We start from the raw sequence: 21,142 nt of genomic DNA on the forward strand, positions 1-21,142 counted from the left end.
GGAAAGCGGCCGGGAATGGAAAGCCCGCCCTCTCCGTCAGTCGGCAGGAGCCTGACCGGATGCCTCCTCCTCGGGAAAGCCGCCTCCGGCCAAGCCCAGGAACACGAGGACGGCCTTGCCGATCCAGGCCAGATGGGCGGCTTCGAGCACGCCGATCCGATGCCCGACCTTGGCCCGCGGGACCGTCATGATCTTGTCCGTCATGATGCGGGATGGCTGGGTCAGGCCGTTGCCGCCGGTCGGCTCGACCAGCCGGCGGAACAGCGGTGCGTCGGTCGGATCGGTCGTGAAGGGGCAGACGGTGACCGAGGCGGTGCCGGAAAAACGGTCGTCCTGCAGGATGACGACCGGCCGCGGCTTTCCCGCATAATCGGCCCCGCCGGCCACCGTCCAGATCTCGCCCCGCTTCATTCCCCGTCATCCAGCGATCCCCAGCCAGCGGCATCGGCGAAGCCCTGGTCGTCGGCCTCCCGCGGGCTGCGGGCGACGGCCAGGGACTGGCGCAGAGCTTCGGCGACGAAGGCCGGGCTGCGGACGTCGGGGATCCAAATCTGCACCGGACGCAGCCCCTGCGCCCGAAGCCGCGCACGGTGCGCCTTCACCTTCTCGCGCGAGCTTCGGCGGATTGCCGGCATGGCGGGCTCCTGTCATCGGTTACATGTAACCTGGGCCCTTTCGCCCGCACCGTCAACGGCGATGCAGGCCCGGTGCCGCCTTCCCTCCACTGCCCCATGCCATTTCTGACCCGCTTTCCCGAAAAGGACGCCGTCCTCCCGTGTCCATCGCCCTCACGCCCCCCGCCGGTCCCGCCGCCAACCTTCGCGCCGCCGCCCCGGCCGATCCGCTGGCGTCCCTGCGGCTGCCTGGATTGCGCGACGATCTGGCCCTGCTGCCGGCGCCGGCGGGGCAGGACGGGGCGCCGGGCTGGACCATCCACGATCCGGTGCGCAACCGCTATTTCCGCATCGGGCCGGAGGCCTTCGCGCTGATCGCGCACTGGCACCACGCCAACCCGCGCGCCATCGCCGCGGCGGTGGCGGAGGAAAGCCTGTTCGAGCCGACGGCCGACGACGTGATGGGCTTCTACCAGTTCCTGGCGGGCAACAACCTGACCGTCACCGCCGACACCGCCTTCCTGGCGCGTCAGGCGGCGGCGCGGAAGACCGGCTGGTTCTGGTGGCTGGTCCACAATTACCTGTTCTTCCGCATCCCGCTGGTGCGGCCCGACCGTTTCCTGTCGGCGACGGTGGGGCTGGTGGCGCCCTTCTACAGCCGGGCCTGGCTGGTCCTGGTGCTGCTGACCGCGGTGCTGGCCGGGCTGCTGGTGGCGCGGCAGTGGGACGCCTTCCTGCACACCTTCCAGCATTTCTTCTCGCCCGAAGGGTTGGCGCTCTACGGCGTCACGCTGCTGGGCACCAAGATCTGCCACGAGCTGGGGCATGCCTACACGGCCAAGCGCTACGGCTGCCGGGTGCCGACCATGGGGGTGGCCTTCCTGGTGATGTGGCCGGTGCTCTACACCGACACCACCGACGCCTGGAGGCTGGTCTCGCGCCGGCAGCGGCTGGCGGTGGGGGCGGCCGGCATGCTGACCGAGCTGACGATTGCGGTCTTCGCCACCCTGGCCTGGAGCTTCCTGCCCGACGGGCCTCTGCGCAGCGCCGCCTATTTCCTGGCGACGGTCAGCTGGATCACCACGCTGGCGATCAATCTCAGCCCCTTCATGCGCTTCGACGGCTATTACCTGCTGTCCGACGCGCTGGACGTGCCCAACCTGCAGGAGCGCGGTTTCGCCATGGCGCGCTGGAAGCTGCGGGAATGGCTGTTCGGCCTGGGCATGGCCCCGCCGGAGGAGATGCCGGCGGCGCGCCGCCGCATCCTGCTGGTCTATTCCTACGTCACCTGGGTGTACCGGCTGGTGCTGTTCCTCGGCATCGCGCTGCTGGTCTACCACGTCGCCATCAAGGTGTTGGGGATCCTGTTGTTCGTGATCGAGATCGGCTGGTTCATCGCCCGGCCCCTGCTGCACGAGGTGAAGGCCTGGTGGTCCTTGCGCGACCGCTTCCGGGTCAACCTGCGCACCGGGCTGACGCTGGCCGGGCTGGCGGCGGCGGTCGGGCTCACCCTGCTGCCGGTGACCAGCACCGTATCGGTGCCGGTGGTCTGGCGGGCGTCCGGCTTCGCCACCGTCTACGCCCCCTTCCCCGCCCGGCTGGAGGAGACGCTGGTCGCCCGCGGCCAGAGCGTGGTGGAGGGCGAGCCGCTGTTCCGCCTGACCGCCCCCGACCTGGAGGGCAAGCTGCGGCAGGCCGAACTGCGCATCGACTGGATGCAGGAGCAGATCGCCCGCCTGACCGCCAGCCGCGAGCAGCTCGACCGCGTGCGGGCGATGGAGGAGGATCTGGCCGCCGCCATGGCCGAGCGGCAGGGGCTTCTCGACAGCCGCGAGCGGCTGGTGGTGCGCTCCCCCTGTCGGGCACCGTGCGCGACATGGAGGACGCGCTGACCCCCGGCCGCTGGATCGGGCCGAAGCTGCCGCTGGCGATGGTGGTGGCGCCGGGCAGCGGCGAGTTGGTCGGCTATGTCGGCGAGGGCGATTTCGACCGGCTGAGCCCGGGTGCCGGGGCGGAGTTCCATCCGGACGACCCTCTCGCCCCCCGGCTTGCGGCGCGGGTGCGCGCGGTCGATCCGGTCGCCGTGTCGGTCCTGGACGTGCCGGCGCTCGCCTCGGTCAATGGCGGTCCGGTGGCGGTGGAGGGACAGGCGGGACCGCAGCCGGGCCAGCCGCATGGCGGGGCCGGACGCAGCGCGCTCGCCCCGGTGGAGGCGGTCTACCGCATCACCCTGGACGTCGGGCCGGCAAACATCGAGCCGGCCGGCACAGGCGGCGTGCAGGAGGGGCCGGAGCGCGTCACCCGCGGCATCGTCCGCGTGGCCGGCGAAGCCCGCAGCATCGCCGAACGCTTCTGGCGCGTGGCCGCATCGGTGCTGATCCGCGAGACGGGCTTCTGACCGGTCGACAGCAGCCTGCCGCCTACCCCATCCCCACCGCCAGCAGCCCGTCGCCGGCCATGGCGAACCCGGCCGGTTGCGGGCGGACGTAGCCGATCGGGTTGGGGCGCGGCTCGTTGCGGCCATGCCGGATGAAGTGGACCAGCGCCTGCTGCTGGTCGCTGCCGAAGGCGGCGCTCAGGTCGGGGTTGGCCATCAGGTAGGCGAGCGCGTTGAACCGGGTCGGACGCCCGTCCGCCTGGCCGGTGGACTGGTAATGGGCGGTGGCGGCCGCGGTGTCGGTGCCGAAGGTTGCCGCCAGATCCGGGTTGGCGGCCAGATAGCTCAGCGCATCGAAGCCGGCGGCGTCGCGCCGGGGCGTGTTGCCGTAGAGGACGACATAGAGCTTCACCTGCTGGTCGCTGCCCGAGAAGACGCTCAGCAGCTCCGGGTTGGCCAGCAGGTAATCGCGGGTGTTGAAGCTGGTGGGGCGGTTCTCCAGCCGGCCGGAGCGGATGTAATGCTCCTGCGCCCGGACGGGATCGTTGCCGATGGCGGCGGCGAGGTCGCGGTTCGCCGCCAGATAGGAGAGCGTGTCGAAGCTGGTGCCGCGCCCCTCGCGCCGGCCGCTGGACAGGTAATGGCCGCCCGCCCGGGCGGTGTCGGTGCCGAAGGCGGCGGCAAGGTCGGGGTTGGCGGCCAGATAGGCCAGCGGGTCGAAGGTGATGCCGCGCCCCTCGGTCCGGCCGGCGGTCACGTAATGGCGGGCCGCCGCCGCCGGATCCAGCCCGAAGGCCGCCGCCAGATCCGGGTTCGACACCAGATAGCCGTAGCCGTCGAACCGGGTGCTGCGCCCCTCCCGCTGGCCGCTGGACAGGTAATGGCGGGTGGCGGCCGTCGCGTCGGTGCCGAAGACGGCGGCGAGATCGGGGTTGGCGGCCAGATAGGCCAGCGGGTCGAAGCTGCCGGCCGACCGGCCTTCCCGCCGGCCCAGCGCCAGATAATGCCGGCTCGCCGCCGCGGGGTCGGTACCGAAGGTCGCCGCCAGATCCGGATTGGCGGCAAGGTAGGAGAGCGGGTCGAAGGACCGGGTCGCCCGCCCCTCCGCCCGGCCGGCGCGCAGGTAATGCTCGCGCGCGGCGGCCTCGTCGGTGCCGAAGGCGGCGGCCAGATCGGGGTTGGAGGCGAGATAGGCCAGCGGATCGAAGCCGGCCATCGTCTCGGCCAGCGTGGTCACCCGCAAGGTGACGGTCTGGCCGCTGACCGCGCCCTGGCTGTCGGTGACGGTGTAGGCGAAGGAGCCCGGCGACGCCGGGGTGCCGGCTGGCGCCTGATAGGTCAGGCCGGCCAGATCGGCCGTGCCGAGCGTCATCCCGGCGGTGACGGCGGTGCCGTTGGCCAGACGGAGCGTGCCGGCGGCCGGCAGCCGGGCCAGCGTCACCGTCATGGCGTCGCCTTCGTCCGGGTCGCTCGGCCGGTCGATGCCGAGGGCGACGACCGGCCCGCCTTCCAGGACGGTCAGGGTCTTGTCGCCCTGGATGGCCGGCGGCCGGTTGGCCGGGCGCGAGGCGACGGTGAAGCCGATCCAGCGGCTCCAGGCCACGCCGTTGTAGGCGCGCACCGACAGCTCGTCGGTGCTGGTCAGGCTGGAGGCGGCGAAGGTGACGCCGGCGAAGGCCGCGGCGCTCAGCGCGACCACGGCGCCCGTGGCCTGAGCCACCCCGCCGACCATGATGGAGCCGGCGCCCTGGGTGTTGTCGACCAGCTCATACTGGGTAACGAGGCCGCCGGCCGGATCAGCCGCCGTCACAAGGCTGGCGAGGCTGATCGAGGAGCCGATGGAAACCCGGCCGGTCCGGGCGGTGACCGCCGGAGGCAGCAGGCTGATGCGGATGTCGGCGAACAGGGCGTATTCGACGTCGGTCAGCGTGTCGGTGCCCTCGCCGCCGCCGGAGATGGTGGCGCCGTCGGCGGTGACGGTGACGGTGTAGGAGGCGCGGCTGCCGTTGTAGACCGCGGTGTCGGTGCCGCCGCCGCCCTGCAGCGTGTCGTCGCCGGCCCCGCCGGTCAGCGTGTCGTCGCCCGCTCCGCCGGTCAGCAGGTTGTTGGCGGAATTGCCGATCAGGATGTCGTTGCCGCTGCCGCCGACGGCGTTCTCGATGGTGACGCCGGCGGCGATCGCCACATTGTCCACCGCCCGCCCCCCGACCCGTTGGGACCGATGGAGCTGAAGGCGCCCGCCGTCAGGTCGATGGTGACGGCCGATGCCTGCCCGCCCGCATCGATGGTGTCGGTGCCGCCGGCATCCCAGATGGCTTGGGAGACCGCGACCGTGTTGCTGGCGAAGGCATAGCGGTCGTCGCCGATGCGGGTGGCGGTGTTGGCGCCGTACAGGTACTGGACCGCCGCGATGTCGTACAGCGCCGGTCCCGTCGCCAGCCCGTTCAGGCCCAGGCTGGGGTGCCGGTTGTAGGACATGATCGTGTAGCGGTAATTGTCCTCGGCCGAAGGCAGATAGGGCGCCTCGCCGCCGCCGCCGGTGGCGTTGTAGTTGCCGGGATGCTTCAGCCCGATGGCGTGCCCGATCTCGTGCAGGATGGTCAGATAGCCGTAGCTGCCCGGCGTCGGGCTGGCGTTGGTCGTGCTGCTGTTGGAAAGATAGATGTCGCCGCCGCCGTCATAGAGCGATCCGGTCGGATAATAGGCGTAGGCGGCGCTGGAGCTTTGCCGGTTGGTGCCGAGGCGGATCGACCCGCCCTGCCCGCCGTTGGCGCTGTCGGAGGTCTCCACGAAGAAGATGTTGGCGACGGCGGTCCAGGCGGCGAAAGCCTGCCGCACCGCATCGCGCTGGGCGGCGGACAGCGGTGCGAAGCCGGTCCTGTCCGAGGCGTAGGCGTAGGAGGGCGCCTGCTCCATGAAGCTGTAGCTGACCGTCGCCCCGCTGCCGACGGCACCGCCGCCCCAGCGCGGCGTCCCCGGCGCCAGCAGGGTCGAAATGGTGGCGAAGGAGGCGCCCTGCGGCTGGCTCCCCTGCGGGTCCGGTCCTGCGGCGATGGGTGCTGCGCTCCAGCCGGCGGCGCTGCACAGCAGGCAGGAACAGGCGGGTACTGGAGCAACCGGGGGGCAACCGGAGAGCCGGCCGGGGCGTCGGACAGGTCGGAGATGGTGATCGTCATGGCCGGAAGGAAACCCACGCCGCGGGCTGCGACTTTTCCACTCTACAACCTTTCATTCCCCAATCGAAAGGGGAGGGAAACCCGGACCTTTTTCTCACCGGCCACGCCGCCGCGGGTCTTCTCCACGCTCATGCCTTCTGCGCGATCAGGTCCTCGAACACCGCCTCGATGCGGTCGACGGACCGGGCGACGGTGAAGTCGCGGGCGCGGTCGCGGCCGGACAGGGCCATGCGCTGCCAGGCGGCGCGGTCCCCGACCAGGCTGCGCAGGCGGTCGGCGAGCGCCTCGTGGTCTTCCGCCTTGAACAGCAGGCCGTCGACGCCGTCGCGCAGCACCTCGCCGCTGCCGCCGGTGCCGCTGCCGACCACGGTCAGGCCGGCGGCCATCGCCTCCACCTGCGAGATGCCGAACGGCTCCTGGAAGACGCTGGGGAAGACCAGCACGTTGCAGCGGGCGAACAGGCCGGACAGGCCGCGGCGGTCGAGGAAGCCGGTGAAGCGCACCTTGCCGGCCATGCCGTGGCGCTCCACGAAGTCGCGGCAGCGGGCGGCCAGATCGGCGTCCGGCGCCTCCCCGGCGAAGGTGCAGTCGAAGTCGATGCCGTCGCGGTGCAGGATCGCAAGCGCGTTGACCAGCGTCTGCGGCCCCTTGTAGTTCACGAACAGGCTGGCGAAGGCGATGCGCAGCCGGTCGGTCGCCGGCATCACCGCGCGGTGGAAGTAATCGACGCGGGCACCGGGATGGATGACGGTGGCCGGCACGCCGTAGCCGCCGGCCGCCAGCCGCTCCGCCACCCAGCCGCTGGCCGGCCCGGCGCGGTAGAGGGGGAGCGCGGAGTGGCCTCCGGCGGGTAGCCGGGATGCTGGTTGCCCAGGCAGTGCAGCACCGGCACGCCCATCTGCCGGGTCAGCGGATCGAGGAACTCGGCCGCCAGCATGTCGAGGTTGCCGACCAGACAGGCCTCGGCACGGAAATCGCGGGCGGTCTCCAGCACGCGGCGGATGTTGTCGCGGATCAGCGCGGCGCAACGGGCCGGATCGTCGTGGGTGAAGGCGCGGCCGTCCTTCCAGTATCCATACAGGGTCAGCGAACGGTCGACATGCCGCTCGATGTCCTCGGTCCCGGCCATGCCGGGCCGGGCAAGCTCGGGCATGTCGGCGGTCAGCACCTTCACCGCGTGGCCGCGGCGGATCAGCTCGGCCGAGAACTCCCACAGCTTGCGGCCATAGCCGCCGAACTCCTGCGGCGGGAACAGGTTGGTGACCACCAGGATGCGGCGGGGCCGCCCGGTCGAGGGGACCGTCGCCTGCCGGAACAGCGCGCGGTGGCGCTCCAGCTCCGGATGGCCGCCGGCGGCGTCGAACCCGGCGGCGGGGAGGTCGGGCGCCGGATCGGGCAAGCCGGCAAGACGGGCGGCCCGGCGGGCCTCGTCGAGATGGATCGCGGCCTCCGCCGGACGGCCGTCCGCCGCGCACAGGCGGGCCAGCCCGGCGAGCGCGTCCGGCTGCTGGCGGTCCAGCCCGACGCCGCGCAGCAGGAGCCGCTCCGCCAGGGCGTTTTCGCCGAAACGGAGGGCCAGCCGGGCGACGCCGATCATCTGGTCGGCGGTGCGCAGCATCGGCTCCAGCGCCGCGAGGCGGTCATGCCGCAGGGCCGGCGCCAGTCCCGCCGCCAGGGCCGGGTCGGACAGCGAGCGGGCGGCATAGCGCAGGACGTCCGCGCACTGGAACAGGATGCCCCCGGGTTCGGTCGGCACGAAGCCCCAGCCGGCCAGATGGGCCGCCGCCGCGGCATGGTCGCGCGACGAAGCGGTGGGACAGAGGACGGAGGCGCCGGGCAGCCCGGCCATCCGGCGGTCGGTCTCCGCCCGGTCCGGCCAGGGCAGCAGGGTCACCGCGTCGTCCCGCACCCGGCCGGCGGCCTGATCGGCGGCCTGATCGGCGGATGGCGGCATCGGCAGGATGGCCGGTTCGGGGGGCAGGCCGGGGGCCGCGAACGCCACCCGCGGCAGGTCGCGGGCCAGGAGGCGCAGGTCGGAGGCGAAGCCGTCCTCCTCCCCGCCGGCATGGACGGTCAGCCGCGATGCCGTCAATTGCAGCCGCTGCAGCGCCTCGTAGGCGGCGAGGCGGTTGCGGAAGCCGGCGCCCTGGACCGGCAGGGCCGGCAGCCCGCGCCGCTCCCCGCGCACCTCCAGCACCGGATCGACGCGGTCGTCGAAGACGGCGTCGAAGAACTGGGCGCGCTTGACCTGCGGGCTGTGGAATTCCAGCAGATGGGCCTGTCCGGCCCGGCGGATCGCCATCGCCTCCCCGGGGTGGTCGAGGTAATGGCGGGCCAGCTCCACCAGCTCGTCCGGGGACCGGTATGTGGCGAGATGGCGGCCGGGGGTGAAGCAGCGCTCCAGCCCGGCCTCCTCCGACAGCGCGTCGGTCAGCAGGAAGCCGCCGGCGCCCAGCGCCTCGAAGACGCGCAGGTTGAGGTCGCCGTTCAGCGAGACGTTCAGCGTGACCCGCGAGGCGGCATAGACGTCGGCAGCCCGTTCCGGTTCGGCGCGCATGCCCAGCAGCGGCAGCCCGGCAGCGATCAGCCGGTCCAGAACATGGCGCCGCCAGGGATGGAAGGCGCCGATCTGCCCGACGAAGGTGAGGGGGAACTGGGCGTCCGCCGGGATGTCGCGCCGGCGCAGCGCATAGTCGACCGCCGGGATCCAGTAGACCCGCTCGAACCCCGCCTCCAGGAAGGCATGGGCGTGTTGGCGGGTGTGGTCGAGCATCACCGCGTCGAAGCGCTCCATCGTGCCGTAGGCCAGCAGCGTGCGCAGGGGGCTGGCGAAATGGTGGGTGTCGCCGACCAGGAGGACCTTGGTGCCCGGCAGCCGGTCCAGACCGCGCGGAAGATTGCGCCGGGTGGCGTCGGCCTTCACCACGATCAGCTCCGGGCGCTGGTGCGCCGGCAGCCGGGCGACGATGGCCGTCAGGTCGTATTCGCCCGGCGGGGTGTTCAGCGAGGCGAAGCCGTCGCCGGTCTCCACCGTCGGGCAGTCGGGCCCGCAGAACACCTCCCGCTCCGAGAACAGCGGACGGCGGTAGTACTCAGGCGGGGCCAGGCAGCAGAAGAGGGTGACGGGATCGGGCAGGCCGCGGACGGGCGGGGGCGGGATGGTCACAGCGCGTCCAGCTCCCGCAGCAGGGCGATCAGCCGGCGGGTGGCGGCCTGCCAGCTGAAATGCTCCAGCAGGTGGGCCTGCGCCGAGCGGCGGGTGCCGGCGGGGTCGTCGATGACCGCGCGCAGCAGCCGGGCGGCCTCGCCCTCGTCGGGGCTCCACCAGTTCCGGCCGGCATAGGCGCCGATGCCGGGGGTGACGGCGCTGGGGATCATGTGCGCCACCCGCCCGTCCAGATAGGCTTGGTAGGCGCTGTGGTCGGGCGCCAGCAGGGTCAGCCCCATCGCCCCGGCCTGGGCCATCGGCAGGTCCCAGCCCTCGCCGTGCGACATGCTCCAGTAATGGGTCGAGGCGGCATGGAGCGACATCATCTCCGCATCCGACAGCTTGCCTTCGACCAGGAAGACCGGTGCCGCCTGTTCCAGCGTCCGGCCGGTCTGCGCCGACACCCGGGCCAGCAGGTCGCGCATGCCGTCGGAAACCCCGCCGGCCTTGCCGACCTTCAGCAGCAGGGCCGCCCGGTCCTCCGTCCGCGTCGTCCGCAGCCAGACCCGCAGCAGCCCGTCCAGGTTCTTGCGGTCGTTGAAGTCGGAGACGTTCAGGACCCGCACCGGGTAATCGGCCAGCCGGCGGCCCAGGCTGTCGACGATGACGGCGGGGGCGACGCCCGCGGCGTCCACCGTCTCCACCCCGGCGGGGCAGATGTGGACCCGCTCCTGCGGGTGGCCGGCGCGCAGCCAGGCCGTGCGGGAGGAGTCGGTGGCGACCACCACATGGTCGTGGCGCCGGCTGAGGCCCGCCCACAGAGGCGGGATGTCGACCGCCTCGAACATGCTGAAATTGATGGTTTTCAGGCCTGGAACGGCTTCCACCGCCGGCGGGGTGGTGACGGTCAGCACCGCCTTGGCCCGCACCGGCCGGTCGAGCGAGAGCAGCAGCGGGTCGATCTGGTCGTCCGGCAGGTTGTCGGGATCGCCATAGTTCAGGTCGACCAGCCGGACGCGGATCCCGGCCGCCACCAGTTCCTGGACGAAGCGGCGGACGGCATAGGCGTAGCCGCTGCTGTCGCGGAACACGCCGCGCACCACCAGCCCCGGCGGCAGGGAGGGGTCCGCGGCATCGTCGCGGATCGCGCGGGCGGTGGCGCAGCGCTCCAGGGCGCAGCGCAGCCGGGGAGCCGGCACGCCGCTGCCGGATTCCATCGCGGCGGCGCGGCGCAGCAGCCGTTCGGCCTCGTCGATCCGCCCGCAGGCGAGCGCTTCCGTGCCCAGACGCGACAGCGTCATGCCGCAATCCGGGTCCACCTCCAGCTTGCGGCGGAAATGGGCCATGGCCGCCTCCAGCCGGCCCATCTGCGTCAGGGTGCCGGCCTGGTTGAACAGGGCGCCGGCATGGGCCGGCACCAGCCGCAGGGCGCGGTTCACCAGCGCCACCCCGCGCGAGGGGTCGGGACGGCGGCTCAGCAGTCCAAGCAGATGGAGCGCATCGGCCTGTGCCGGCTCGACCGCCAGGATGCTGCGGTAGAGCGTCACCGCCCGGTCGCTCTCGCCGGCCTGGTGCAGGCCGACGGCCCGGGTCAGGGTGTCGTGGATCGAGATCATGGCGCGGGCGCTGTTCCGGAACCGGAGAATAGACGGGCGGGCGGCGGGTCGGGCATCCGGATCGGGGGAGCCGGACGGCGGAGGAAGATCGGTGAAATCGCCGAGCCTTGCAACAAGGCAGCTTGACCCTCCGGCCAGTGCCGGTGCAAGTCAGGGCAACCGCAGCTCTCCTTTCCGGGTACCCTTTTATGGTTGCCTCCGCCGAAATCGCCGCTCCCATCCAGATCGAAACCCTGCCGGGGCAGCGGCTGCCGGTTCCCGACGCCGTCCGGCAGGCGCTCGACTACTGCAATTCCGGCTGGCTCGACATCAGCGAGGACATCTGCGGCCGCATCCTCGCCGCCGATCCCGGCAACGCCCACGCCCTGCTGGTTCAGGGCATATCGGTCCACAAGAACCGCGAGCCGGCGAGAGCCGTGCCGATCCTGGGGGAGGCGCTGCGCCGCGATCCGGGCTCGGTCGACACCCTTTATCATCTCGGGATGGCGCTGTTGCTGTGCGGACATCTCGACCGGGCGGAGCTGGCTTTCGACTGTGCCATCCAGGGGCGCTCCGACTATGCCGAGGCGATGGCCGGACTGGCCGAGGTGCGCCGGGCCAGGGGCGACGCCGACGGCGCCTTTGCGCTGCTGCAGCGCTCCGTCGCGCTGAAGGGCAACCACTCGCCCTCCTACATCGCCTATTCGCTGATGTGTTTCGAGCGCTCGCTGCCGCCGGGGGACGGGATGGGCTGGAACCGGCGGCGGGAGATGCGGCGCGACCGCCCCCGCCTGACCATGGCCTCGCTCGGCTCCTATGGGCGCTTCGCCCAGACGGTGAACGAGTATGTCGCCGTCCGGCTCTATGCCGAGAAGTACGGGATGGAGTTCCTGACCCCCGACTGGGTCGGGCATGCCTTCTTCTCCCTCGACGATCCGCGGCTGGACCCGTCGGTGCTGCCGGAGTTCCAGGGCTGGCTGCGGCAGCGCAAGGACTTCGCCCGCGGCTTCGACGAGCGGGTTGCCGACCCCTTCCGCGACCGCGACCTGTTCCTGGGCGGCTCGCCGGTCAACGCGATGCTGAAGGAGCGGCGGGCCGACATCCTGTCCTGGCTGACGCCGCGCCCCTGCTGGAACCGTTTCCTGGAACCGCCGGTGGAGGCGCTGCGCCGGCGCGGCCGCACGCTGGTCGCCGTGCACATCCGCCAGACCGACTGGTGGAACCGGGACTACACGCCGCTGTCGCTCTATCTGGACTGGCTGGACGGGCTGTGGCCGACGCTGGAGGACCCGGTGCTGTTCGTCGCCACCGACGAGCCGAGCGTGGTCCCCGAATTCGCCCGCTTCAACCCGACCACCCCGGCCGACTTCCCGGTCCGCTGGGAGGGGCTGGAGTATCTGCAGGATTTCCACGTGATGATGCGGGCCGACATCCTGGCGATCAGCACGGGGGCCTTCGCCGCCACCGCCGCCGCCCTGAACCCCTCCCCCGCCTGCTGCTCCACCCCGCGGAGGGCAACCGCGGACTGGTGCCGTTCGAGGCGTGGCGGTAGGGGGCTTGGCGGTAGAGATGGTCAATCCGCCGCCGTTTCCGGCGGCTTGGCCGTCTCGTTCACCGGTCCGCGCGCCGGGTTGCGCATCGGGTTCCGGGGGTCGAACAGGCCCAGGCGCTGCAGGGTCTGGGCGAAGCCTTCGGTCAGCATGGTGATGCGGTCGCTGATCTCGGCGATCTCGCGGGCGGAGATGACCGGGGCGTCGGCCGAGATGCGTCCGTGGGCGCGGTAGTTCAGGCGGATGGCCACGTCGTCGGTCTCACCCTGGATCCAGGAGCCGTGCAGGATCTTGTTGCGCTCCCGCCCCAGCTCCAGCGCCTCGTCGCAGCGGGCGATCAGGGCCTTGGCCTCCTCGGGCGGCAGGCGCAGGCCGGCGATGGACTTCAGGGCGTCGAAGCGGGCCTTGACCTGCATGTTGGAGGCGATGGGCAGGAAGTCGGTGTGGTCGGCGCCGAGCAGCCGGGAGATGCACAGCGACACCATGTCCTCGAGCTGAGCCCAGGACACGGCGATCATGCCGATCGCGCAATACATCTTCACGCTGAGGGGGCCCAGCCGGACCGTCCGCGTCGTCATTGGCCACCCTTGGCATCTCCGCCCCGGTCGCCGGGACACCGGACGGAAGGTAAGCTTTTCGCGCGGCGTGGAAAAGCCGTCATTGCGCGGCTTGGAGTTGACAGGCCCTGCGATCCATAGGATGCACTGGCCGCTGCGCACGGGGTCCCGGCCTTTTCCCGTCACCGCCGAAGCGCACCATCGGTCACGCAAAGGTATCCCGCCCATGGACTCCCACGCCCCCTCGCTGCACGGTTGCCTCTCCGCCGCCATCGATGTCCTGCAACGGACCATGGACAGCCTGGATCCGGCCCGGATGGAGGCCGCGGTCGCGGCGGTCACCGCGGCACTCGGCGCCAACAGGGCGCTGCTGGTCTGCGGCAACGGCGGCTCGGCGTCCGACGCCCAGCACATCACCGGCGAGCTGGTCGGCCGCTTCCTGAAGGAGCGGCGCGGGCTCAAGGCGATCTGCCTCAGTTCCAACCCGGCGGTGCTGACCGCCTGGAGCAACGATTATTCCTACGACACCGTCTTCTCGCGCCAGACCGAGGCCTATGGCGAGCCGGGCGGCGTCATCCTCGGCATCTCCACCAGCGGCAACTCGCGCAACGTGATCGCCGCCTTCGAGGTGGCGAAGAGCCTGGGCATGACCACCATCGCCATGACCGGCGAGGGCGGCGGCAAGATGGCGGCCCTGAGCGACATCCTGCTCGACGTGCCGTCGCGCTCGACCCCGCTGATCCAGCAGGTCCACATCTGCCTCTACCATTACCTGTGCGAGCAGGTCGAAGCCCGGCTGGCCTGACCCCGTCCATGATCCCGCCCACCCAGGATGTCCGGAACAGCCGGGACGCGCTGAAGCGCCAGGCTCTGGACGCTTTCGGCGCAGGACGGCTGGAAGAGGCGGCGTCCCTCTACCGCGGCCTGCTGGACCAGGACCGCACGGCCGCCGACCTGTGGAACAACCTGGGCATCATCCTGGCCGATCTGAAGCGCCCGGCCGAGGCGGCGGCGGCGCTGCGCAACGCCCTGGCGCTGCGGCCGGACTATGACAAGCCCTGGGTCGGGCTGGGCAGCGCCGCCTTCGGCGACCGGCTGGACGAGGCGGTGCGCTGCTGGACACGAGCGATCCGGCTGGAACCGCGGCAGAGCGCCGGGCTGTGGTTCAACCTGGGCGTGACCCGGCAGATGCGGGGCGAGGCCGCCGAGGCCGCCGCCCTGTTCGACCGGGCCGAGGCGTTGAAGCCCGACGACCCGCGCGTCGCCAGCCAACGGCTGCTGTGCCTCAACTATCTCGACCTGTCCGGCGAGCGCCTGCTGGCCGAACACCGGCGCTTCGACGAGCGGTTCGGTGACGGGACGGGCGGGAATGCCCGGCCCGCCGTGCCGCACGCCAACACGCCCGATCCGGAGAAGCGGCTGCGCATCGGCTATCTGTCGGTCGAGTTCCGCGAGCATCTCGGCGCCTATTTCCTGACGCCCCTGTTCGACGCCGCCGACCGCGGCCGGTTCGAGATCGTCTGCTATTCGATCCTGCCGGACACCCACGCCGACGCCTACACCGCCCGCTTCAAGGCGCAGGCCGACGGCTGGCGCACTGTGGGCCATCTGGACGACGAGGCCCTGGCGGCGCAGATCCGCGCCGACGGCATCGACATCCTGGTCGACCTTGCCGGCCATTCCGGGCTGAACCGGCTGCCGATGCTGGCGCTGCGCCCGGCGCCGGTGCAGGTGACGTGGCTGGGCTATCCCAACGGCACCGGCATGGCCTCGGTCGATTACCGCATCGTCGATCCGGTCAGCGACCCGATCGGGCCGACCGACGGTCATGCGGTGGAGACCCTGGTCCGGCTGCCGGCTCCCTTCCTGTGCTTCCGCCCGCCGGCTTCCGCCCCGCCGGTGGTGCCGCTGCCGGCCGGCGCCACCGGGGCCGTCACCTTCGGGTCCTTCAACAAGCTGTCGAAGATCACCGACGGCACGGTTGCGCTGTGGGCCGAGGTGCTGCGCCGCGTGCCCGACGCGCGCCTGTTGCTGAAGGACCGGCCGCTGTCCGATGCCGGCACCGCCGCCGGGCTTCGGGCGCGCTTCGCCGCCGCCGGCGTCGATCCGGCCCGGCTCGACCTCGTCGGCTTCATCAAGGACGCCGCCGGGCATCTGGCCGCCTACAACCGCATCGACATCGCGCTGGACCCGCATCCCTACAACGGCACCATCACCACCTGCGACACGCTGTGGATGGGGGCGCCGCTGGTGACGCTGGCCGGCGGGCGCCACGCCGCCCGCGTCGGCGCCAGCCTGATGACCGCCATCGGCCTGCCGGAACTGGTCGCCGCCACCCCGGACCGCTATGCCGCCGTCGCCGCGGAGCTGGCCGGCGACCTCGCCCGCCTGATGCGGCTGCGCATGGGCATGCGCGAGCGGGTGCGGGCGTCGGCGCTGTGCGACGAGCCCCGCTTCATGCGCAATCTGGAGACCGCCTACCGGCTGATGTGGCGGCAATGGTGCGATCAGCGGCGGCCGGGGGCTGATCCGACTCCGTGGCGGAGCCTGCAGCGAAATCGGGAGCCTCGGCCAAATGATGGGCCGGTTCCATGCTTTCATGCAGCAGCCGCAGGATGATGACCCTGGCCGGTCCGTCCGACGGACGTTCGACGGCATAGTACAGGAAATGGGAGGCGGCACCCCGTCGGCCCGCCGCCGTTTCGAGATGGAAGGCCCGAAGTCCCGGGACGACAGTCCCCCGGTCACGCGAACCACCGCGGCCGGGATCCTCGGCGACCATCGTCACCGCCTTCGCGATCAGGCGCTTGTAGGCTTCGCGCTGGTGCGTTCCGAACCGCTCCAGCGTTTCCCTCAGCACCATCCTGAAGTCCTGCTTCGCCGCGTCGGTTACACGGTAGACCACCCCGGTCCTCACACGTCGATCCCGTCGAGGATGTCCTCTATGGGCCGGTCGTCCAGGCGGCCCTGCCTCCAATCGTCGAGCCCGACGGTGACGGCCCGCCGAAGCATCTCCAGCTTTTCCTGTTCCGCGGCCTTTTCCCGATGAAGCAGGCGCAACGCATCTCTGACGACTTCGCTTTGCGACGCATATCCGCCGTCGGCGACCTGACGCTCAACGAAACTGGCAAGGGTTTCAGGAAGGCTGACGTTCATGGTGGGCATGGAACACCTCCTGCTGTTCAGCATGAAAGCTGGGACGATTGGCAAAGATTGTCAATATTGCGCGATCCTTGCCAACCCTTGCCCTGAACTCAGGCCTGTTCCTTGCCGTCGGGCCTTCCCGTCGCCGGCCAGGCGAAGTCGGCCATCCGCTCCTTGGCCGGTCCCTGGAAATGCAGGAAGGTGAAGGGAACCGGCGATCCGCCGTCGGTGCGGGGGCAGACCGGTATGCCGTCGGCGCCGAAGCGGATGTCCTTCAGCCCGTCGCGCATGGCGAAGCGGTGGTTGCCGTCGCGGATGTTGTGGTCGAAACCCCGGTCGATCAGGCCGCCCTGCTCCAGGAACCGGGGGTCGGCGGCGGCGATCTCCATCAGCAGATGCATGTCGCTGACATGCGGCTTGCCGTCGATGCGGAAGCGGTCGGCCAGGGCGTGCAGCCGCGGCTTGTCGGCGAAGATTTCGACGAAACGGTCGCACAGGTATCCCAGCGCCTCCGGCCCCTCGAAGCAGTTGGCCCAGCTCCAGTTGCCGGCGATGCGGCCGGCGAAGGGTGCGGCGAAATGTTCCGCCGGGCGGTAGAGCATGACATCGCTGTCGAACACGCAGAAACGGCCGAGCCCGTGGCGGACGGCGAATTCATGCACGAAGAACCAGCGCCCGTAGCACATCGCCTCGTACCCCTCGCCATTCACCGAGAGATGCTCGTACACCGCGCCGAAACGGCCGTAGGAGCCGGTGTAGAGGCGGATGTCGGCCTGATGGACCGGAAAAGGCAGGTCGCGGATCTCGTCGGTCAGCAGGATCACCGGACTGTCGGGCGAGGCAAGCGCCGCCTGCCGCAGTGCGACGTCCAGAACGGCCTTGTGGCCGATGTGGACGAACAGGATGGGCAGGCCGGGCTTGTCGAGTGGCATGTCGGGCATGGGGACGGGGAACGCTTCGTCTCGCGGGAAGGGACCGCATGGTAGCCGCCCGCGGCGGCGGGAGGAACCGGCCTGCTCCCATTGCCCTTCCTTGACAAGCGCGCCCTCCGGCTTCTACCGATAGCATCTCCTTTCCCGCCCTTCCCCATCACCACACCGGACCGCCGCGATGAGCGAAGCGCCGCCCTCTTCCCCGCCCCCGACACCGCATCCGCGGTGCACAGCGGGTCGGCCGACCGCTTCGGCTACGAATGGGGCCGTTATGCCGAGCTGAAGGACATCTACGAGGAGCAGTTCCGCCGCTGGACGCCCTTCATGGCGCCGGAGGACTGGCGCGGGCTGAACTTCGTCGATGTCGGCTGCGGCATGGGGCGCAACAGCCACTGGCCGATGAGCTATGGCGCGGCCGGCGGGCTGGCCATCGACATCGACGAGCGCAGCCTCGCTTCCGCCCGCGCCACGCTGGCGCCACATCCGGCGATGGAGGTGCGCCGCCAGAGCGCCTATGAACTGAACGAGGTGGCGCGCTTCGACCTCGCCTTCTCCATCGGCGTCATCCACCATCTGGCCCACCCGGAAACGGCGCTCGCCAACATGGTGCGCGCGGTGAAGCCGGGCGGACGGGTGATGATCTGGGTCTATGGCCGCGAGAACAACGGCTGGATCGTCCGCTTCGCCGACCCGCTGCGCAAGGCGCTGTTCAGCCGCCTGCCGATCGGGCTGGTGCATGCGCTGTCCCTGCCGCCGACCGCGCTTCTGTGGCTGGCGCTGCGGCTGGGGCTGGACCGGCTGGAGTATTTCCGCCTGATCCGCCGCTTCGACTTCGCGCATCTGCGCTCCATCGTCTTCGACCAGATGCTGCCGAAGATCGCCAATTACTGGCGCCGCGACGAGGTGGAGGCGCTGATGAAGCAGGCCAGGCTGGAGGACGTGCGGCTTGCCTGGGTCAACGAGATCTCCTGGGCGGCGATTGGAACGAAGCCCCGTGACTGATCGCATTATCTTTTAATCGAGGTTCAATCCTACGAGCCCCGCTTCAACTTGCGTCCACGAAGCGTCACCCCGGCCCCTTGCCCGCCTGTATCACCCGTCCTCACGGCAGCGCGCGGCCAACCGGCGTGGCCGGTTCTTCCGGCGCTTCTCGGCCAAACGGACCGCGGCTGCGGCACGCTCCGCCGCCCCCGGCGGCACCCCCGGGCGCTCGGCATCCGGCAGTCCCCAATAGTCGAAGTTGCCGGTCATCACCGCGACGACGCGGCGCATCTCGGTCCGGACGAGATCGCCGGCCTTGCACGCGGCGTCGCGGTGGTCTGGCGGACACAGGCCGGCGTCGACGGCCCGGGTCAGCGCGCGGGTGCCTCGGTCGAGGCTGGTTGCGATGGCCCGCAGCTCGTGGAACACCGCGCGTAACGCCTCCAGCTCCGCCGGGTTCCACTGCGGCCGGCCGGTCAGATGCACCAGGGCCAGCGAGCGCAGCCAGGTCGCCGGGCCGGTGCCGTGCGCCCGGGCCGCCTCGGCCAGGGCAGCGCGCTCGGCCTCCTTGAACCGGACACCGACCTGATGGCCCGTTCCGCCCCCTCGCGGCGCGGCCGGCGTCTGGCCATCCACCGCCTGGATGATGAGCCGCCGCAGCGCAGCCGAGGCGCCACCGTCGGTCCGCCGCGCCCAGGCCTGGAACCGTTCGGCCAGAGCGGCGTCAACATAGCCTCCGACCATCTTCTGCCCGGGCTTCGGCGGCATCACGCGAGCCCCGTTTCAAACCTGCTCCCACTAAACATATCCTGCCCTCTCTCTCCCTCACTTCACCATTGATCCCAGTACCCCATGGCCCCGCTTCCGTTTTGCACCGTGCAAAACCCGCATTGCATGCCGACGCGGTGGCGACCGCTCATTCGACGCGGACGATACGCAGATCGGCGGCCTTCACCTCGGCGATGCCGTCGGCGTAGGCCACCAGCACCAGTCCCGCCCCGCCGGCCCGCCGGTCAACGATCAGGCGGCCCTCCTCCCCGTCCCCGGCCGTGACATGGAACACCGGCGGCACCGGGGCGACCGCCACGGGGTCCGGAACTACGGTCGGCTTCGGTTTGCCCTCACCCCGCCCACGCCCCTCCTGGACGTCGGGTTTTGCACCGTGCAAAACCTCGCCGTCCGCAAAGGGCTCGGCCGCCGGGGCGGTCGGGTCGTCACGCAACGCCTCCGGCTCCTCGGCGGCGGGCACCGGCCGGTCCGGAACGAGGCTGCCGGCCGGCCGGCCGGTGATGCCGCCGACGATCCGGCGGGCCTCGGTGACGGTGAGGACCACGTCGCTATCGGGCAAGGCCGCCAGCACCGCGTCGGGGGTCTTGCGCCATTGCCGGTAAAGGTCGTAGAGCGCCCGCATGTCGGCCTGGTCGATGCGCGCCCGCAGCTCGGGCGGGAAATTGCCGGCCTGCCGGAACGCCGACACTTCATAGGCCTTGAGCGCGCAGATTGTGGCGATCTGCGGGCCGGTGTGCCCGTCCGCCGCCAAGCGGGCGATGGCGGCGGCGAGATCGCTGTTGGACAGGGCCGCGCGGTGCTGGTTCTCGATCACTTGCGCTGCGAAATCGCCGACGCCCTCCCGCCGGATCACCGCCGGGACTTCCGCCAGCCCGGCCAGCCGGGCGGCGCGCAGCCGTCGCGCCCCGAAGGCCAGCCGGTGGCGCCCGTCCACCGCCGGCCGCACCACCACCGGCTGCACCAGCCCATGGGCGCGGATGGAGGCGGCCAACAGCGCCAGCTCCTCCTCCGCGAAGACGGTGCGCGGCTGGCCGGGATCCTCGTCGATGTCGGCGAGCGGCAGGTGCAGCACCTCGCCCTGCCCGTCTCCCGCCGCCGCCCGCAAGGCGGCGAAGCTGGCCGCAGCGAAGGCGGCACGCGGGTTGGCCGGCGCGCTCACGGTCGGAGCTCCATCCGCTCGGCCACGGTGGCGAGCACGCCGCGGATCTCAGACGCCGCCTCGCGCGCCGCACTGCCCGGCATCGCCCACACCGGCGCTCGGTCGCTGGCGGCGCGGGCATAGGCGTCGCGCTTGGCCACCAGGCCCGGGAACAGCAGCTGGCCGAGCTCGGCGGCCAGGCTCTCGAACAGCGCGCGCTCGCGCCGGCTCTTGCGGTCGAAGATCGAGGGCAGCAGCCCGAGGAACAGGGGCTCGGGCCGGCCGTAATGCCGCGCCACCCCCTTGATCGCGCGCAACAGCTCGGCCACCCCCTGGAGCGAATAGTCGTTAATGCCGATCGGCGCCAGCACCGCGTCGGCCGCCAGGAGCGCGCCGAAGGTGCGGTTGGTCAGCGCCGGCGGGGTGTCGATCACGCAGACGTCGTAATCGGCCGCCATGGCGGCGAGGCTGTCGCGGAAGGTGGCGATGCAGGCGCGCCCCGCCCCCTCCACCCCCAGCAGGTCGCGGGTCGAGCGGGTGACGGTCAGGCGGCCGGCCTCCGGCACCCGGGTCGGGCGGACGAACAGCTCGACGCTGTCGACCCGCCCGAGATGCGCGCCCAGCGTGGCGGTCAGGTTGGCCTGCTGGTCGAGGTCGATCACCAGCGTGCGGAAGCGCTCGGCCAGGTACCAGCCGGCGTGGGCGGTGAGGCTGGTCTTGCCGACCCCGCCCTTCTCGTTCATCACGGCCAAGGTTTTCATCGGACCTCCTTAGCAGGGGGCTTGCCCGGCCGCGCCGCCCACCGAAGCCGGGGCGCGCAGAAAGGTTTTTGCAAAATCGCTTCGATCGTCGGCGAAATGTCGGCCCGGCGGGTGCGACTACAAAGGCAACAGCCGTTCGCGCCACCCATGCGCGAAAGAGCCACGGACCAACGGGCCGTGACCGCTTTTTGTCCCAACCCTTCGTTTGTTTGGGCAGCAATCATTTTCTCGCAGAGGATGCGCGTTCCGCCCTCTGCCCCTGAAGGCGTTTTTATAAAACCCCTGCAATCGATCCAATACAGCCGCTCATGCGGCCTGCCAAGGGAGGCCCACGAAATGACGAGGCGCCTATCCGCAAGGACCACTCGCTCCGGCTGCGC

General features: G+C 71.2%; 18 protein-coding genes and 1 pseudogene. 5 read left to right on the forward strand and 14 right to left on the reverse strand.

Features of this window, described 5'->3' with window-relative positions:
• Positions 1-36 precede the first annotated feature (36 nt).
• Both AB8P05_RS31845 and AB8P05_RS31850 read right to left on the reverse strand, forming a co-directional pair.
• The gene (locus AB8P05_RS31845; RefSeq protein ID WP_472762218.1) at positions 37-411 is read right to left on the reverse strand and encodes a type II toxin-antitoxin system PemK/MazF family toxin; all 375 of its coding nucleotides are present in this window, start codon (positions 409-411) and stop codon (positions 37-39) included.
• On the reverse strand, positions 408-635 hold the full coding sequence (locus AB8P05_RS31850; protein ID WP_472762219.1) for an antitoxin MazE family protein: 228 nt from the start codon (positions 633-635) through the stop codon (positions 408-410). The genes AB8P05_RS31845 and AB8P05_RS31850 overlap by 4 nt, the downstream gene beginning before the upstream one ends.
• A gap of 140 nt (positions 636-775) precedes the next feature.
• Here AB8P05_RS31850 and AB8P05_RS31855 point away from each other — a divergent pair, with 140 nt between their 5' ends.
• Entirely contained in the window at positions 776-2,506 is a 1,731-nt protein-coding gene (locus AB8P05_RS31855) for a site-2 protease family protein (RefSeq protein ID WP_472762220.1), read from the forward strand.
• Positions 2,482-3,012, forward strand: coding sequence for a hypothetical protein (locus AB8P05_RS31860; RefSeq protein ID WP_472762221.1), 531 nt, complete (start codon positions 2,482-2,484; stop codon positions 3,010-3,012). The genes AB8P05_RS31855 and AB8P05_RS31860 overlap by 25 nt, the downstream gene beginning before the upstream one ends.
• Positions 3,013-3,034: 22 nt before the next feature.
• Here AB8P05_RS31860 and AB8P05_RS31865 read toward each other — a convergent pair whose 3' ends face one another.
• The 6 genes from AB8P05_RS31865 to AB8P05_RS31890 form a co-directional block, all read right to left on the reverse strand.
• Positions 3,035-5,176, reverse strand: a complete 2,142-nt coding sequence (locus tag AB8P05_RS31865; protein ID WP_472762222.1) for an Ig-like domain-containing protein — start codon at positions 5,174-5,176, stop codon at positions 3,035-3,037.
• The gene (locus tag AB8P05_RS31870) at positions 5,113-5,907 is read right to left on the reverse strand and encodes a M10 family metallopeptidase C-terminal domain-containing protein (RefSeq protein ID WP_472762223.1); all 795 of its coding nucleotides are present in this window, start codon (positions 5,905-5,907) and stop codon (positions 5,113-5,115) included. The genes AB8P05_RS31865 and AB8P05_RS31870 overlap by 64 nt, the downstream gene beginning before the upstream one ends.
• Before the next feature lie 388 nt (positions 5,908-6,295).
• Positions 6,296-6,961, reverse strand: a complete 666-nt coding sequence (locus AB8P05_RS31875) for a glycosyltransferase family 4 protein (RefSeq protein ID WP_472762224.1) — start codon at positions 6,959-6,961, stop codon at positions 6,296-6,298.
• Positions 6,871-9,333: a glycosyltransferase family protein gene (locus AB8P05_RS31880; protein ID WP_472762225.1), complete on the reverse strand. Its 2,463-nt coding sequence runs from the start codon at positions 9,331-9,333 to the stop codon at positions 6,871-6,873. Before AB8P05_RS31880 ends, AB8P05_RS31875 begins: the two co-directional genes overlap by 91 nt.
• Positions 9,330-10,931 carry a glycosyltransferase family protein gene (locus tag AB8P05_RS31885; RefSeq protein ID WP_472762226.1) on the reverse strand — a complete coding sequence of 534 codons (1,602 nt, stop codon included), beginning with the start codon at positions 10,929-10,931 and terminating at the stop codon, positions 9,330-9,332. The genes AB8P05_RS31880 and AB8P05_RS31885 overlap by 4 nt, the downstream gene beginning before the upstream one ends.
• A 1,552-nt stretch (positions 10,932-12,483) precedes the next feature.
• Positions 12,484-13,038 (reverse strand): hypothetical protein, encoded by a 555-nt coding sequence (locus AB8P05_RS31890; RefSeq protein ID WP_455176262.1) that lies wholly within the window; start codon positions 13,036-13,038, stop codon positions 12,484-12,486.
• Positions 13,039-13,309: 271 nt separating this feature from the next.
• Here AB8P05_RS31890 and AB8P05_RS31895 point away from each other — a divergent pair, with 271 nt between their 5' ends.
• Together AB8P05_RS31895 and AB8P05_RS31900 are read left to right on the forward strand one after the other, a co-directional pair.
• Entirely contained in the window at positions 13,310-13,822 is a 513-nt protein-coding gene (locus tag AB8P05_RS31895) for a D-sedoheptulose-7-phosphate isomerase (protein ID WP_462620156.1), read from the forward strand.
• Positions 13,823-13,830: 8 nt separating this feature from the next.
• On the forward strand, positions 13,831-15,636 hold the full coding sequence (locus AB8P05_RS31900) for an O-linked N-acetylglucosamine transferase, SPINDLY family protein (protein ID WP_472762227.1): 1,806 nt from the start codon (positions 13,831-13,833) through the stop codon (positions 15,634-15,636).
• Between the two features lie 28 nt (positions 15,637-15,664).
• Here AB8P05_RS31900 and AB8P05_RS31905 read toward each other — a convergent pair.
• From AB8P05_RS31905 to AB8P05_RS31915, 3 genes and pseudogenes are all read right to left on the reverse strand, one after another.
• A pseudogene (locus AB8P05_RS31905) lies at positions 15,665-15,880 on the reverse strand (type II toxin-antitoxin system RelE/ParE family toxin); the annotation flags it as partial.
• A 50-nt stretch (positions 15,881-15,930) separates the two neighbouring features.
• Entirely contained in the window at positions 15,931-16,182 is a 252-nt protein-coding gene (locus AB8P05_RS31910; RefSeq protein WP_455176258.1) for a type II toxin-antitoxin system ParD family antitoxin, read from the reverse strand.
• An 89-nt stretch (positions 16,183-16,271) separates the two neighbouring features.
• On the reverse strand, positions 16,272-17,102 hold the full coding sequence (locus AB8P05_RS31915) for a hypothetical protein (RefSeq protein ID WP_472762228.1): 831 nt from the start codon (positions 17,100-17,102) through the stop codon (positions 16,272-16,274).
• Positions 17,103-17,318: 216 nt separating this feature from the next.
• Between AB8P05_RS31915 and AB8P05_RS31920 the strand changes: the two genes are divergently transcribed.
• Positions 17,319-18,095: a class I SAM-dependent methyltransferase gene (locus tag AB8P05_RS31920; protein WP_472762229.1), complete on the forward strand. Its 777-nt coding sequence runs from the start codon at positions 17,319-17,321 to the stop codon at positions 18,093-18,095.
• A 90-nt stretch (positions 18,096-18,185) separates the two neighbouring features.
• Here the strand turns inward: AB8P05_RS31920 and AB8P05_RS31925 are convergent, their stop codons facing one another.
• The 3 genes from AB8P05_RS31925 to AB8P05_RS31935 all read right to left on the reverse strand — a co-directional run bounded on the left by AB8P05_RS31925 (position 18,186) and on the right by AB8P05_RS31935 (position 20,762).
• On the reverse strand, positions 18,186-18,818 hold the full coding sequence (locus tag AB8P05_RS31925; protein ID WP_472762230.1) for a hypothetical protein: 633 nt from the start codon (positions 18,816-18,818) through the stop codon (positions 18,186-18,188).
• A gap of 172 nt (positions 18,819-18,990) precedes the next feature.
• A complete protein-coding gene (locus AB8P05_RS31930) occupies positions 18,991-20,022 on the reverse strand; it encodes a ParB/RepB/Spo0J family partition protein (RefSeq protein WP_472762231.1) in 1,032 nt (343 codons plus the stop codon).
• A complete protein-coding gene (locus AB8P05_RS31935; protein ID WP_472762232.1) occupies positions 20,019-20,762 on the reverse strand; it encodes a ParA family protein in 744 nt (247 codons plus the stop codon). The genes AB8P05_RS31930 and AB8P05_RS31935 overlap by 4 nt, the downstream gene beginning before the upstream one ends.
• Between the last annotated feature and the right edge of the window lie 380 nt (positions 20,763-21,142).

Source organism: Azospirillum sp. VT-I1, assembly GCF_055698305.1.